Origin of the sequence: Candidatus Electronema sp. PJ (genome assembly GCF_048287395.1) — a bacterium.
Taxonomy (GTDB): Bacteria; Desulfobacterota; Desulfobulbia; order Desulfobulbales; family Desulfobulbaceae; genus Electronema.
Map to the genome: position 1 here is coordinate 1 of NZ_JBLWEO010000014.1, position 14,048 is coordinate 14,048.

Here is a 14,048-nt window from a genome sequence, read left to right on the forward strand (position 1 = left end):
CCACGGCGCGCCGGGGCGCAGCACCCATAAAATGCCGTTCAACACTTCGCGCGGATCACGCGGCTTGCGGCCACGGGAATCTTTCTTGCACATCAACTGCAAGATGACCGGCTCTATTTTTATCCATTGTCTGTCGGTAATTTCCATGCGGAAAATTTAACAAATTTAATGGCATTATTCTAGTTTATTTTGAGATAGGTTCGAGATTACGGGAAAGGTGCGGCAGCGGCTGAAGAGGTGAGCAACTCAGATAAAAATAACCCAGCTTGCTTTTTTGTTCTTGACAGCGTACTGGTTTAATGGGAAATTAAATCGATGCGTGATCAATTCCTTCTATCTATCTAAGGAACAATTCTTATGAAAAATAGAATTTTTCTTTGCGTTGCGGTAGTGACTGCAATAACAGCATACACAGGGGTAACTTCAGCAGAAGCTGAAACATTTTCTGGAAAAGTAGCTGCCATCACAAAAGGCAGCAAATCCACAACGGTTGAAATCACCCCTTCTTCAGCCGGAGGCCATGTTCCTTATCGCTATTCCGTTTCCACTACCTTTCAAGAAATTGCTGACATGCTCTTAAAAGCCATGGAATCAAAGGTAGCAGTCACTGTTGTCAGCTCAAAAAACTGTTCTTTTGAGGGAATGCTGCGAGATTGCGGCAGCATCGTCACAGTGGAAGCCGCCAAACCGTTATAGATTTTGCTGTATCTCTCTTTTCACCCCGCCGCAAGCCGCAGAGATCTCCTGCTCTGGCTCTGCCTTGCGGCAGTGGGTGTCCGTCTAATCGAGAAGAAGTTTCGTCTGCGGCTCCTTACTTCTTCAGTACGCCCTTCTTCCGCTTGATGATTTTCTTCTTTTTCAGCTTGAACAGCCGCTGGGCATCAGAGAGTCGCTTCTCGGCCTGGCGGATAAACTTTTCATGGCTGCCGACCGGATCTTCCCCCTTGCGCTGAACATAGCTGCCATCAGGCTGCATCTCCCAGGCACTGCGCTGATCAGTGAGCTGGACATCAAGGAAGCGGCGCAGTTCCGCCCGCAGCTCTGGTGGCTCGACCGGGGTGATGACTTCCACGCGCTCTTCCAGGTTGCGCTTCATGATATCGGCAGAGCCGATGAAATATTCCTCATCGCCACCGTTGTAAAAAGCATAAATGCGGCTGTGCTCGAGGAAACGGCCTACGACTGAGATCACCCGCACATTTTCAGATAACCCAGGAATGCCAGGCCGGAGTCGGCAGGTATCGCGGACGAGCAAATCCACCTTCACGCCTGCCATAGAGGCGCGGTAGAGGGCGGCAGTGATGTCTTTGTCCTCCAAGGCATTGGTCTTGAATTGAATCCGGCCCGGTGTTTTCTCGGTATGATTGCTAATCTCGCGGTCAATCTTCTCCAGCAGGGCTTTTTTCAACACCCGGGGTGAGGGCAGGAGTTTCTGATAGTGGCGATCAGGGGCATAGCCAGTGGTCAGATAATTAAATAACTCGGTGAGGTCTTCACCGATGATGGGATCGCAGGTAAGGATGCCCAAATCGGAATACATCCGGGCTGTGCCTGCATGGTAATTGCCGGTGCCAATGTGGGCATAGCGGCGTAGGCTGTCAAAGTCGCGGCGGACAACAAAAATCACCTTAGAATGGGTCTTCAGACCAACCACGCCGTATGTGACATGCACCCCAGCCTCCTCCAGATGTTCAGCCCAACGGATATTGGCTGACTCGTCAAAGCGGGCCTTCAACTCCACCACGACCGCCACCTGCTTGCCGTTTTTGGCTGCATCTAAGAGGCAAGGGATGATGTCTGAATCTGCGGAAGTCCGATACAAGGTCATCTTAATCGCCAAAACTTTGGGGTCTTGGCTGGCCTCGCGCAGGAATCGCTGCACAGTGCTATCAAAGGATTCGTAGGGATGCTGGAGCAGCAAGGCCCCCTGCTCTCGAAGGATATGAAAGATATTCCGGGAGTCACCAAGCAGCCGGAAATGATCCAATGGCTGGTGGGGCGGATGATGCAACTCAGGCAGGTCAAGCGACGCAAGCTGGAAGAAGTCGCGCTTGCCAATGACCCCTTTGACCGTGAACACATCCTTGTTTTCATCAATGCCCAGCTCAGCGGCTAACATGCCCCGATGCGAGGGGTTCATGCTCGACTCGATCTCTAAGCGGACAATCTCGGCAAACTTGCGGTCCCGCAAGGCAGTCTCAATCACCGCCAAAAGGTCATTGGCCTTTTCCGCGTTTTGCTCAGTGATAGCGTTGCGCGTCACGCGGAACAAGGCGCAGGACTCAATCAGCAGACCAGGAAAGACAATGCTCAGATTATTGGCAATCAGGTCTTCAAAGCGGAGGTAAAGGTGGCCGCTGCCAATCTTGATGAAACGGGGAATGCCGACCCGGGTCGGTACTTTGATCCGATTGAGAAAGGTGTGATCGTCGTGTTCATAGCGCGTCACGACCAACAGATTGATGGACAGATTCGAGATAAAGGGAAAAGGATGGGCTGGATCCATGCCCTGCGGGGTGAGCAAAGGGTAAATGTTGTCGTGAAAATAGCGATCAGCCTCTTTCCGCTGTTCTTTATCTAATTCCTGATAAGCAGCGATGCGGATGCCCTGCCGAGCCAATTTGTCGAGCAGCACTGCTTCCAGTTCTTCCTGCCGATCAAGAAGCTCGCTGACCACATCATGACATTCCGTGATCTGCTCGCCCGGACTCCGGCCATCGACAGTTAAACTGCGGACTCCGGCCCCAACTTGCTGTTTCAGGCCACCGATCCGCTTCATGAAGAACTCATCCAAGTTGCTGCCGACAATGGCCAGGAACTTAATCCGCTCCAACAGAGGAGTGCGCTCATCCTGCCCCTCGTGCAAAACGCGGCGATTAAATTCCAACCAAGTCAGTTCCCGGTTTAGATACCACTGGGACGAGTCAAGATTGAACTCCTGCTTGGCTAAGGGTTCCTCAAGCGCAGCATCCTCTTTTTTCTCCTGTCCGGGCAAGGTCATCATGGTGATTTATTCTTTGTATTCCTCTCGAAAGCAGCGAACCACCCCTCAGGGCAGAGCAGAAAAGTAGAAAATATATACCACAAATCTGTTCAGATGTATAGAGAGGTAGCATAAATTGTCTTCTCTTCGGGTAAATGAATTTTCCGGCCTGCTCAAACTAACTGTTGCGGCACTCTTCTGGCCGTAACGTCTGAAAGGAATGCGGGTGGGCCAGATCAAAACTGCTCGCATGACGGAGATACTTGGGGTTAAACCCCTCCTGCCGGATTTGCTGAATCAGCGCACCGAATTCAGCCGTGGTTTTGACAAGGGTTGACTGGGCTACTTTGGGGAGTGCATAGTCAGAGACAATGCGGGCACCGCGCCGCACTTCTTCGCCGTGGCCTCGGTTGTCGGTGTAGTATTGCGACAGGACAATAATCCGGGTGCCAAGAAACACCGCCTCTTCCAGGTCGTGGGTGACAAAGAAAATGGTCATCTTGAACTCTTCCCACAGCTCCAGCAGAAAGATTTGCATATTTTCCCGGCTACCAGGATCAAGCGCACCAAACGGCTCGTCCATCAACAGGATTTTCGGCTGCATGATCAGCGACTGGGCAATCGCCACCCGCTGCCGCATCCCGCCAGACAGTTCGTGCGGGAACTTGCGACTGTGCTCTTGCAGGCCCATCCGGCTCAGATAGGTCATTGCCTTTTCCTCAAACTCCTTGCGTCGTCGCCGTCGTTCAAAAAAGCCATGCGAAAGACGCAGGCCAAGCAGCACGTTGTCCAGGACATTCAGATGCGGGAAAAGGGAATATTTCTGATAGACAATGCCCCGGCTGTGATCGGCAAAACCACACGGCTGGCCATCAATCAGCAGCGTACCAGAGGTGGGAAATTCCTGCCCCAGCACCAAGCGGAGCAGGGTTGATTTGCCGCAGCCTGACGGCCCAACCACCGTGACCAGTTCCCCTTGCGCTACAGCTAAATCAATGTCATCCAGCACGACCTTGCTGCCATAGGCCTTATAGACATCCTCGAGAAAAAGGCAGCTGGTTTGGCGCAGCGCGTCCGGGTTCATGATTCTTTTTTAGAATGCTGGGAGTCAAAGCTGAATGCGCCAGGGCCATTGGCGATAATCAGCAGCAGGCCGCCACTAATCGATACGTTTTTCATAAAAGACTTGAAGTGCTCCTGCATTTGTCCTGGCGCAGTGTATGTCCAGAAATGATGAAAGAAATAGGTGCCTGAGAGAGTGAAGATCAAAAGCAGCACTGCCCCGGCCCGCGCCTTAAACCCGACAATCAGCGACAAGCTGCCTACGAGCAGGAAAAGAATTGCGCCGATCAGCATGAACCTGGGGAAAGGAACTCCCTCTTGCGCCATTTGCACAACAACATGATCGAAATCTGGAATCTTGTTGACAAGCGCGGTTAGCAAAAAGACTGAAGCGAGCAGTATTCTGCCTATCAGATTGATGATTCTAGCTGGGTCTATCTTCATCTTCATAAGATTTCTCAAGAAGTCACCAAAGAGTATTTGCAGTACGTAGCCATTGAAGCAAAGTACAAATAAGTAAGAGAAGAGTACAGCTCGTTTACCAAGGAGTTTGGCTCGGCCAGAAAGGAGTTGTACTCGGCAGAAGAGAAGTTCGGCTTGGCCAAACTGCTTTCTTGCCGACAACCAAAGGAGTTTGGCCGACTAAAACTCCTTTCCTAATCGGCAGAACTCCTTTCTGGCTTACTAGCACTCCTTTGCTACTCGGCCAAACTCCTCTGCTGCCGATTAGAACTCCTTGCCAAGTCGGCAGAACTCCTCTTTGGCCGACTATAACTCCTTTGCCAGCGAGCAAGAAAGGAGTTTGGCTTGAGAGTGATGCAGAAAATCCTACCACAAAAGAAGCCAAACCACTCTCCACTGCAACCGAATTATTGACTTCTGCAAAAGCTTTTCTGCCTATTCCTGCGAATCTATGTACCAAGCGTAGCGGGTTCGCAAAATAAGGCGTAAAGCAAAATCCACGGTCGCGCTCAATAGGGCAATCCAGAGTACATAGGGAATGATCAGATCCATTGCCAGATAACGCCGCACCAGAAAGATGCGGTAGCCGAGTCCGTTGGTGGCAGCAATGGCCTCAGCCGCGATAAGGAAGAGCCAAGCTGGCCCCATGTTGATTCGCACGGTTTCGATCAGGCGTGGCATGATCTGGGGAAGCACGATACGGTAGGCCAAACTGATTTGCGACGCGCCCAAGGTGCAGGCTTTGATGATCTGCTCGTGTGGGATCTTTTTGACCGTCAGTTGGATGTCTCTGGTAATGAGCGGAAAGGTGCCGATGAAGATCAGCACTACCTTGGCCAGTTCATCTACGCCAAAGACAATGAACAGGATGGGCAGAACGGCCAGCGGCGGGATGATGGAAATAAAGGTCACAAAGGGCAAGAAGAGATGCTCCATGCCGATAAAGAGACCAAGGTTGAGGCCGCAGAGCAGACCGCACAGGGCAGCTATTCCTAGCCCGATGCCAATGCGCCGCAGGCTTGTGCCAGTGTCTGTCCAAAGCTGGTATTCGCCGGTGCGGGCATTCTCCTCGAACGCAGCCCGCTTCATGGCATCATACATCTTCGAGGCAGTCGGCAGGAGCTTGTCCGAAGGATTCTCCTTCTGCCGGATATCCGAAGCTATGCCGTAGATGATGACCAGCAGAACAAAAGGGATGATGGTCAGTACCCACCGCAGCCAGTTGGGTGGGATCGCGTGAATGCTGAGGAATTTAGGTGGGGAGGGCATAGTGGAGGGGAGTAGATTATTTTGATTGGGTTGCTTCAGGTTGCACGATGAGAATCTACATACTGCTGAAGGATATCGTTGAGTTTAGCTTGCCAGCCTTTGCCGTGCCTTTTGAAGAAATCAACGACTTCATGATTCAGCGTGATGCTGATACGCTCTTTGACTGGGTGCATTCGGAGAAGCGCGTCTTCGGTGAGCGGCGGATTGTCTGGGTCAGACAACGCCGCACGGGTGATCTCTTCGTCGGTCAGAGCATCAACCTTTGCCCAGTCTGTTGCTGACGACATCTTTTTCAGTTCATCCGCAGAGTAAGTCACGATGGCCATGATATGCTGTTTCCTCACGTTGATTGGCTTTTCTCAGGCTGATCAACCTTATCCTGCTGTTCCGCTGGGTATATACCAAAACCACAAGTCTGTTATGAAGAAGCCCGAATGCCCTGATACGCTTCTCGCCGTAATTGCTCCGGTCATCCTCAATTTCAAGAGCAGAATGCCAGTCAAAATAGACTACATCGGCAAAGTCAATGCCATGTTTCTCAACATTCTGCCTGCACTTCTTTTCATCCCATTCGTACTGCATGAATTTATTGTATGCACATCAATGGATACGGTCAAGCGGTTACTGGCCTGAGACGGGAAAGGGAACAAGGGGGATGGCTGAGTCTATTTCTCCAGCAGATTTTCTCTATTGACAGAGCCATTCCAGGCAATTATGCTGGCTGAGTATGAGTAATTCCCCTTGCAGAATCTGCTTCCTCTCCATTTCGCTATGCACTGGCTCAATACTACACTTGAACTGCTGTCACCCGGCTGGATGGGAACCATTGCTAGTCTTCTTGGTCTCATTGTCGGTCTCATCGCTGCGGTCGTGACCTATCTGCTCACCCGGCAGCGCACCCATATATCATACTCTGAACGTCTAAATGCGTTGATCAGCAATTTAGGTAAGGCAACCAATGAGGTCGATGCAATCTTGGCCGATATGGCTCAAGTCGCTAAGGATCGATCAGAAAACGTTCAGCTCCTTGAGAAGGAATTGAGACTGTTAGAAACGAAGGAACAGGAACTGAAAGAGAAGGTCAACTTGTTACAAAATACGCCACTGCCAGTTGTTGAGCATTTTGCAAAATTGCTTGAACCGGGAGAACGCCGCAGTGCGAGGCGAGATTTTATGCTATTTGGAGCTGGCCTTATTTTAAGTACCTTAATATCCTTGCTTCTACAGGTAGTTGGCCTAACACACAAAGATAACGGCACTGAGGCGAACAAGCAGATAATGGTGCAACCTGCTCCTGCTACGTCAAATCAGTTCACTGGGTCAAGCAAAACGCCATAGGTTGGTGAACCATAACCCAAACACACCACTAAGGTAGCTGCTCTTGTCACTGGTGTGTTGATGGCTTGGACAGCCTGCCTGCCATATCTTATAATGACGCATGATTCAGTCATTCAAGGACAAAAGCACAGAGGCCATCTTTGATGGCTCCGCCTCGCGGGCAGCATTGAAATGCTGCCCGAAGTCTATCTGGCCTGTCGCCCGACAGGCCTATACCATAACTATACGCAGCTCTTGTCCCTTAGGGGTACGCAGTAGTTTTCACAGCTTCCCGTCCGCCGCCATCTGCATGTAGGTCTTGTCAAAGCGCAGCTTGACGTTGGCCTTATCGCCCAGCACAGAACCATCCGGGAAGGCGATGCCCACCAAGTCCTTACTCGGTGCGCCCTCGCCGTATAAGCCGTGGTCAAAGCTGAAGGAGCGGACATAGTCCATCGTCTTCTTCACCTGCTCGCCTGCGGCAAAGGCGGCAGCCTCAGCCGGGGTGTAGAACATCTTCGTGGTCTTGAGCTGCGCCTTGAACTCTGCCAGCGTGCCGCCTGCTGACTTTGCCATTGCCTCCAAGGCCTCCTTGCTGCCTGCCGGACTGCTCATCTTGGCCATCGCCTCATACCAAGCACCGGTGAGGGCCTTCTTCAGGGTCTCCGGCGCGCTGGACTTCACCACCAGGCAGTCGATAATCTCCCCTGGAATCTGCGAGGAGTCGAAGACAAGGTTGGCACCTTTGACGTTGCGCACCTGCATGAGCAGCGGGTTCCAGGTGGTGACTGCCGCCTTGGGGTCTTTCTCCGCTTCTGAGGCAAAGATGGAGGCGATGTCCGCGTCACTGGTGTTGATCAGGGTCAGGTCTTTCTCCTTCATGCCGTTCATGTCCAGGGCGCGGGTCAGCAGGTAGTGAGAGACCGAGAGCTGAACAATGCGCATCTTTCGTCCTGCCAGATCTTTCACCGAGCTGCCGTTCATGGCGACAACACCGTCATTGCCGTTGGAGAAGTCGCCGACGATCAAAGCCGTGGAATCCACACCACCCACTGCCGGGATGGTCAGGGCATCCATGTTGGTCATCACACAGCCGTCAAACTGACCAGATGTATAGAGGTTGATGCTCTCCACGTAGTCATTGACCAGGACGATCTCCACCTTGTCAAGGCCATACTTCTTGGCCCACTTGTCCATGATGCCGGACTCCTGGATGTAAGCCCAGGGTTCCCAGCCTGTGTAGTGCGACCAGGCAATGCGGTGGGTGCTGCCAGCAATGGCCTGGCTGGCCAGCAAGACGGTGATCAGCAACGACATAATTCCTTTCTTCATGGTTCCTTTCTCCTGATGTTACGCTATGGTTTGGCCTCTGCTCCACAGTTCATGCTCGCTGAGGTCTATTGCCTTGTTCCAAGAAACTGCCCAGCCTCCCGGCTCCACACGGACAGCTTTGAACAGGGCATAGTTCGCCAGCGGCGCAAACACCTCTTTGTCAAGCAGCGGCTCGATGTCATATCGCTTCGTTATATTATTGTCAAACTCAACGGCCAAGGTGTGCGGGTCAAGCACATGGACTGACCGCACCTTTGGGTGGCTCATGGCATTACTCCAAGGGTGGAAGCTGACGAAGCTCCTGCTTGTTCCACATATCCAGCAGCTCGCTCTGGTTGCGCTCCGCCCATTCAAGGACTAAGCTCCTTGCCCTGCGAGGCAGGTCGCCTTCAACCATGTCAAGGGTGCTGATGTTAAACAGGCCAATATACTCACCGTACACAGCATGAAAGTGCGGCGGCGGATGATCACCAAAGAACAGCTTGATGACGATGCCATAGAATCTTGCAATCTCAGGCATGGCAATGCGCTCAGTCTATGTTCAGGTACATAGCCGGGCTGACCTGATTGCCCCGCTCCAGCTTCTTAATGGCACTCTCGGTCTCGTTAGTCAGCCTGTCCATCTCCAGCACGCTCTTTGCCATCTGCGGCAGAGCCTCTTGTCGGAAACGGGCGATGTCATCCAAGGCACCGTGGATATCAGCGAATGCCTGCTTGAGCACACCAATGTCAAGCTGACTGGTCGAGGCCTGCTTGTGAATCTCCACCCCTTGCTCTTTCAGCCGCCGGGCTGTATCGCCAATCAGCTTGTTGGTGGTGGTGTTGACCGCCTCGATCTTGCCGAGGACAATCTTCTGGTTTGCCAAGGCCAGAGCCACGGTCACAGCCACGTTCAGGGCATTGACGGTCACATTCACCGCCCGGTTCACTCCCCTGATCAGCTCCTTGTTGTTGCGGACAATGATCTCTATTGCCAGCACGGCCTGCTGATTGACGGCCAGCTGCTGCTGCAAGTCCATCAAACGCTGCCGGAGCGGGAAGAGCAACTCCTCATTGATGAAGCGGGCACGCGGGTCATCCGAGGGGATGTCCTCTTGCACTGCCTGACTCAGCTTGGTGTCCAGCAGCAGCCCAAGTTCTATGGCTTTCCTGAGCTTGTGGGTGGCCAAGCGGAGCTGCTTCTGGTCGTCAGTCAGGGTGAGGTTATCTCGCTTCAGCGTGTCCGCGCCAGTCTGCAAGGAGCGGAAGATGGCATCGAGTACCGTCTGCGCGCTCTCGAACTGCATAAAGTACCGCTTCAAGGGTGTGCCGATGCCGGGCAAGGCACCCAGAAGGCGGGCGAACCACCCCGGATCAAGGTTGAACTTCTGCGGGTCCAGCTCCTCCACCTTCAGGTTGAGGTCAACCAGGGCATTCGCCACTGCGCCACCATCCTCGCCTTTCTCCGCCAGCTTGCGGATTGGCTCACGCAGCATGGCACTGCGCAGGGCCGAGTCCTTCTGGGCCTTAGCTCCAAGGTTGTCGATTGAGGCAACATTCTGCTGCCTGATCTCCAGCTGGGTGGCATCCTCTGGGTTGAAGGCGAGGATGTTGGCAATGAACTCATTCGCCATCTTCTCTAATTCCGGGTCAGCAGCCTTTGTTACTGCCAAGCTGCTTGGATCAACCAGCCCTAGCTCTGCACTGAGCTTCTGCTCATCGACCTTAACCAAGCCTCTTTCCTGCACTGTCTCTGCCATCTCCCTGTCTCCCTTGATAGTCACGTTGCGTGGTCTGAACAGGGTACCCTGCAAAATATCTAGTGGGTACCCATCAGCCTGTCTAGTGGGTACCCATCAGCCTGTCTAGTGGGTACCCATCTGAATGCCTAGTGGGTACCCTCCAGATTTTCACCTGGGTACCCAGCAGCGGTGCTTTAATAGTGGCGGGCGCGGGCCGCCACCTGCTGGAGCTGTGCTATGGCTGTCTCAAAATCGCCCCTGGCCAAAGCGGTGTCCGTGGACATCGCGGCCACTGCCACCACGGTCTCTTCCAGGGCGGTCATCGCCTCCTCGTTGGCCGCCAGCAGTTCATCCACTCGCTCTAGCTGCTCGCAGCGCAGCTTGCGGCGACGGATGAGGGCCTCGCGCTCCTTGCGGTCAGCCTCGCTGTCCGGCTTGTCAAGGTTGGCGAGCCGCTTGTCAATGTAGGCCAAGTCAATGCCGCCGACACTCTCCAGTAGGGCAGCAACCCGTTGCAGATTATCCAGACCGCCTAAGTACACCTGCTCTGCCGCACCCAGGAAACGCCCGTAGGACAGCTCGCCTTGTTGGAACCTTGTTGCCAGCAGGCTGCCTAGCTTGTCAAACTTGGCCCGCATCCGCTCGAACTGCTCCAAGCCCTGCTCGGCAGAGGACTCAGCCCCGGTGATCCGCTGCGCCTGCGCCAGGTTGCGGCGCAGGCTCTCAAGGAACTGGGCCTTCTGCGCCTGGGTGCCTTCTGCGAGCTGCTGCAAATAGCGGGCAGAGAGGGTCTCACCCCGGAAGAAGATGTTGACAATGGCACTGCCCAAGCCCACGGTCAGCCCGCCAATCAGGCCTAGATAGAGCAGAGGCGTGTTGAAGAGATAGGCGGCAAAGCCGAGCGGCAGTGCCAGGGCAGGCGGGTAGAGGGTCAGCCAGTGACTGAGGCCCTGCCGCACGATCTGCCGCTGAATCGCAGCCTGGCTGAAGTCTTGCAGCTTGGGCGGGGAGGGAGGATTGGACTGCATTGGCTCAGAATCCCTGTTCAGCGGGCGATAAGATGGTCAGCATGTTGACAAGCAGCCTGATTGTATATACGATAAAAGGGCCATGAAACGCAGACCTGAACATATTTCCCAGGCAGACTGGGATGCTGTTGACTCCCCGCCGTTAGACAACTCCCTTCTTGCTGCTATGAAACCGGTGAGGATGGAACATCCCAACATTCCGCCACGGGTGCGCGGCCCCCAGAAAGCAGCAAGGAAGGCCGCTGTCTCTATCCGGCTTGACCAAGCCGTTGTCGAGTCCTTCCGGGCTACGGGTCGCGGTTGGCAGGCCCGCGTGAATGACATCCTGCGGGACTGGCTCAAGGAGCACAAACCGGCTTGAGGAGCCTTGCGTTCACAACGTTCAGGAACTCGTCTAAAGAGACAGCTCTGCCGTCGATCATCGGGGTTGCCTGGGCAAAGAACTCATCTGTCAGTTCCGGGGCATCATCAGGATCAGTCCATGTGGAGGAAGTATCTTCCGCTTTCTCGTTCATCACATATCCTCCCGCACTAGCACCAGTTCCACTCGCGGCAGGCGGTACTCGTAGGTGCGCAGGGACTCGCCGGGCTGCTGGGTAAGCGGCTTGGTGCCGCCTAAGCCCAGAGGATGAACGCGGTTGGCATCAAGGCTGTGGGTGATCTGCAAGTAGCGGCTCACCGCCTCTGCCCGCTCTTGAGAGAGGCGCAGGTTCTCCTCTGCGTCCCCGCGCACTCCAGTATGCCCTTTGATGACAATACGGAAGTGCGGGTAATGACTGAGCCGGGCCATTGCCGTGTCGATGGTCTGCTTGCCGAGGATGTCCAAGGTGGCTGTGCCCTGCTGGAAGATGATCGGATCAATCTTCAAAGTGCCGACCTCTTTCAGTGCATCCCAGCCTACATTGTCAAGCGGGGCAAAGCTAACTGCTCCGATTGAAGAAGCCTTCTCGCCAGACGCAGTAAAGCCTGCTGTGCCGCTGCTGAAGAGTTCTTCGAGAAAGCTCTTGTTGGTGAGCCGGTAGGGATTGCCGTCCGGTACTGGGCTGGCGGGAAAGTCACCGGCATTCACCAGTATCTCTGCTGCCGATTCGATGGCCGCGACCAAGCCTTCCTCCCCTGCCCCTCCTGCCGCAGTGATGCCGAACCACTGCTCGCAGTTGTCTGAGAGCGAGAGCCAGTCCACGCCCTTGAGCATAATCCGCACCGGCTCTTCAGTAAGCCCCGTTTCCTCCTTGATGTGGCGGATGAATAGCTCCTCTTCTTGGCGGTACTTCTTCAGCACCTTAAAGTAGGTGGCGAGGAAGAGCTTAACGATGTCAGGGTTCTTCTGGGCAAAGTCCCGACGAACAAGCAGTACGTCCACAATCAGCCGCTCTGTGTCCTCAGTGCCAAGCAGCTTCACTATCCCCTTCTCCTGAAGAGCCTTGGTGACATCTGGTTCCCAGAGCACAGCCACATCGGCCTTGCCAGAGAGCAAGGCATTCTTCGCCTGCTCAGAGCCGTTCACGGCCAGACGCAAAGGGCCAGGCGGCGGGTGCAGCTCCTTGACGTTGAAGTGATCTGCTGCTGCCTTGGCAAGATGCTCGCTGGGACTGGCTGGAGTGAAGGCGACCTTAGCATCCAGCTTGCCTTTCAGGTCATCAAGGCTGGCCACCCGGTCTTTGCGGGCAAGAATGGCATCGCCACCCTTGGATTCGTCAAGCACGGCAACGATGACCCCAGGATAGGCAAACCGCTCGGCATTGAGGAGGTAGGAATCGACTGTAGCTACAGCGAAATCAAGCTCGCCCTTCTCAAGACGTTCCATGCGGCGAGCATAATCAGCCTTGTCGTCCTCCCAGGCCAGCAGCCAGCCTGCCCGGTGCATCGCACTTTTCATCTCTGGTGAGCGCAAAGGGAAGTAGCCAATCCAGTTGTCGAGGGCAATGCGGAGTTTGCCCTGCGTTTGGGCGGCATCGCTGGTGGTCTGCTGCTTGCGGTCAAGCAGCTTGGGCAGGAGCAGCCAGATGCCGTAAGTGACACCCAGGCCCAGGAGCATCAGGAGCAGGGCACCAATCAGCCTGGCCTTCATTGCTGGAACGTAGCGACATCAAAGGTTTCTGCTTCCGCCAGCACATCAGCCAAACCTTGGCGCAGGGCAGCTGGATTGTCCGCCGCCTTATAGACCGTGCGGCCTGGCATGTTGAGAGCGTGATCTGTGCCGATGCAGAAGCCAATGGTGTGCAGCTCCACCGGGGTGTTATCCAGCATCCACGCGACCTTCTCGTTGGGTTCCTGGCCTGGATTCGCTTGACCATCTGTAACCACGACTAAGATATAACGGCCATAGCCGAGCTGACGCACAGCCTGCTGCTCAAGCCGGGCATAACCGGTGCTGATCGCATCACGTAGTGGGGTGCCGCCAGCAGCGTAGGCAGACTGCACCTGCTCGGTAAGCTGCTGGCGGTTGCCGGTGCCCAGCGGTACCAGTTCCCGAATTTGGCTATCAGTGAAGATCAGCATCCCAAGGTTCGCATCTGCGGGCACACTGGCAGCAAACTCTTTAAGTGCGTCCTTGGCAGTCTCGATCTTATTTTTATTGCCAGAACACTGACTATCTCCCATAGAGCCGCTGCCGTCCAAGACGACATAATAGTTGTCAGCCAGCAGGTTCGGAGCCAGGACTGTATTGCCATTTGGCGCAGGCGGCCAGGGCAAGGCGAGCGGTTTAGGCACGGAAGAAGCGGTTGGAGCATGAGCAGAAAGAAGACTGGTGGCCTTGTTTTGTTCCTTGAAGAGGATAAACAGCACAACACCTATGATCACGAGAAAGACTATGAAGAGTCGAGGCAGCGTGCTCTTTTTCTTCTGGCTGTAAAGCGTTGCCATTCCGTC

Annotated in this window: 18 protein-coding genes; 3 read left to right on the forward strand and 15 right to left on the reverse strand. The window is 54.3% G+C overall.

All coding sequences use genetic code 11. The annotated features are described in order from the left end of the window. On the reverse strand, window positions 1-147 hold a 147-nt coding region (locus tag ACNKIB_RS01530), incomplete at its 3' end, for a transposase (protein WP_417908834.1). A gap of 210 nt (window positions 148-357) precedes the next feature. Between ACNKIB_RS01530 and ACNKIB_RS01535 the strand changes: the two genes are divergently transcribed. Beyond that, complete coding sequence (locus tag ACNKIB_RS01535; protein ID WP_417908778.1) at window positions 358-696, forward strand: hypothetical protein; 339 nt, start codon at window positions 358-360, stop codon at window positions 694-696. 115 nt (window positions 697-811) lie between these two features. Here ACNKIB_RS01535 and ppk1 read toward each other — a convergent pair whose 3' ends face one another. From ppk1 to ACNKIB_RS01565, 6 genes are all read right to left on the reverse strand, one after another. Further along, window positions 812-3,004, reverse strand: coding sequence for a polyphosphate kinase 1 (gene ppk1, locus ACNKIB_RS01540; protein ID WP_417908779.1), 2,193 nt, complete (start codon window positions 3,002-3,004; stop codon window positions 812-814). A gap of 157 nt (window positions 3,005-3,161) precedes the next feature. Then, window positions 3,162-4,067 (reverse strand): ABC transporter ATP-binding protein, encoded by a 906-nt coding sequence (locus ACNKIB_RS01545; protein WP_417908780.1) that lies wholly within the window; start codon window positions 4,065-4,067, stop codon window positions 3,162-3,164. Further along, window positions 4,064-4,495, reverse strand: coding sequence for a DoxX family protein (locus ACNKIB_RS01550; protein WP_417908781.1), 432 nt, complete (start codon window positions 4,493-4,495; stop codon window positions 4,064-4,066). Before ACNKIB_RS01550 ends, ACNKIB_RS01545 begins: the two co-directional genes overlap by 4 nt. 447 nt (window positions 4,496-4,942) lie before the next feature. After that, window positions 4,943-5,776 carry an ABC transporter permease gene (locus ACNKIB_RS01555; protein WP_417908782.1) on the reverse strand — a complete coding sequence of 278 codons (834 nt, stop codon included), beginning with the start codon at window positions 5,774-5,776 and terminating at the stop codon, window positions 4,943-4,945. Between the two features lie 35 nt (window positions 5,777-5,811). Continuing rightward, a complete protein-coding gene (locus ACNKIB_RS01560; RefSeq protein ID WP_417908783.1) occupies window positions 5,812-6,102 on the reverse strand; it encodes a BrnA antitoxin family protein in 291 nt (96 codons plus the stop codon). After that, entirely contained in the window at window positions 6,074-6,358 is a 285-nt protein-coding gene (locus ACNKIB_RS01565) for a BrnT family toxin (protein WP_417908784.1), read from the reverse strand. The genes ACNKIB_RS01560 and ACNKIB_RS01565 overlap by 29 nt, the downstream gene beginning before the upstream one ends. A 159-nt stretch (window positions 6,359-6,517) precedes the next feature. Between ACNKIB_RS01565 and ACNKIB_RS01570 the strand changes: the two genes are divergently transcribed. Further along, on the forward strand, window positions 6,518-7,114 hold the full coding sequence (locus tag ACNKIB_RS01570) for a hypothetical protein (protein ID WP_417908785.1): 597 nt from the start codon (window positions 6,518-6,520) through the stop codon (window positions 7,112-7,114). A gap of 261 nt (window positions 7,115-7,375) precedes the next feature. Here the strand turns inward: ACNKIB_RS01570 and ACNKIB_RS01575 are convergent, their stop codons facing one another. From ACNKIB_RS01575 to ACNKIB_RS01595, 5 genes are all read right to left on the reverse strand, one after another. After that, window positions 7,376-8,425: a putative urea ABC transporter substrate-binding protein gene (locus ACNKIB_RS01575; protein WP_417908786.1), complete on the reverse strand. Its 1,050-nt coding sequence runs from the start codon at window positions 8,423-8,425 to the stop codon at window positions 7,376-7,378. A gap of 18 nt (window positions 8,426-8,443) precedes the next feature. After that, window positions 8,444-8,692 (reverse strand): DUF2442 domain-containing protein, encoded by a 249-nt coding sequence (locus ACNKIB_RS01580; RefSeq protein WP_417908787.1) that lies wholly within the window; start codon window positions 8,690-8,692, stop codon window positions 8,444-8,446. Between the two features lie 4 nt (window positions 8,693-8,696). Further along, the gene (locus tag ACNKIB_RS01585) at window positions 8,697-8,945 is read right to left on the reverse strand and encodes a DUF4160 domain-containing protein (protein WP_417908788.1); all 249 of its coding nucleotides are present in this window, start codon (window positions 8,943-8,945) and stop codon (window positions 8,697-8,699) included. Between the two features lie 10 nt (window positions 8,946-8,955). Further along, window positions 8,956-10,164: a toxic anion resistance protein gene (locus tag ACNKIB_RS01590; RefSeq protein WP_417908789.1), complete on the reverse strand. Its 1,209-nt coding sequence runs from the start codon at window positions 10,162-10,164 to the stop codon at window positions 8,956-8,958. Window positions 10,165-10,340: 176 nt separating this feature from the next. Then, entirely contained in the window at window positions 10,341-11,174 is an 834-nt protein-coding gene (locus tag ACNKIB_RS01595) for a hypothetical protein (protein WP_417908790.1), read from the reverse strand. An 82-nt stretch (window positions 11,175-11,256) separates the two neighbouring features. Between ACNKIB_RS01595 and ACNKIB_RS01600 the strand changes: the two genes are divergently transcribed. Continuing rightward, on the forward strand, window positions 11,257-11,535 hold the full coding sequence (locus ACNKIB_RS01600; RefSeq protein ID WP_417908791.1) for a BrnA antitoxin family protein: 279 nt from the start codon (window positions 11,257-11,259) through the stop codon (window positions 11,533-11,535). On the opposite strand, the gene ACNKIB_RS01605 is transcribed toward ACNKIB_RS01600, so the two are convergent. The 3 genes from ACNKIB_RS01605 to ACNKIB_RS01615 are packed head-to-tail and all read right to left on the reverse strand — an operon-like array spanning window position 11,513 to window position 14,042. After that, window positions 11,513-11,689, reverse strand: a complete 177-nt coding sequence (locus ACNKIB_RS01605) for a hypothetical protein (protein WP_417908792.1) — start codon at window positions 11,687-11,689, stop codon at window positions 11,513-11,515. The two genes, ACNKIB_RS01600 and ACNKIB_RS01605, sit on opposite strands and share 23 nt — an antisense overlap. Further along, window positions 11,689-13,245 carry a phosphate ABC transporter substrate-binding/OmpA family protein gene (locus tag ACNKIB_RS01610; protein ID WP_417908793.1) on the reverse strand — a complete coding sequence of 519 codons (1,557 nt, stop codon included), beginning with the start codon at window positions 13,243-13,245 and terminating at the stop codon, window positions 11,689-11,691. Before ACNKIB_RS01610 ends, ACNKIB_RS01605 begins: the two co-directional genes overlap by 1 nt. Continuing rightward, the gene (locus tag ACNKIB_RS01615) at window positions 13,242-14,042 is read right to left on the reverse strand and encodes a vWA domain-containing protein (protein WP_417908794.1); all 801 of its coding nucleotides are present in this window, start codon (window positions 14,040-14,042) and stop codon (window positions 13,242-13,244) included. The genes ACNKIB_RS01610 and ACNKIB_RS01615 overlap by 4 nt, the downstream gene beginning before the upstream one ends. Between the last annotated feature and the right edge of the window lie 6 nt (window positions 14,043-14,048).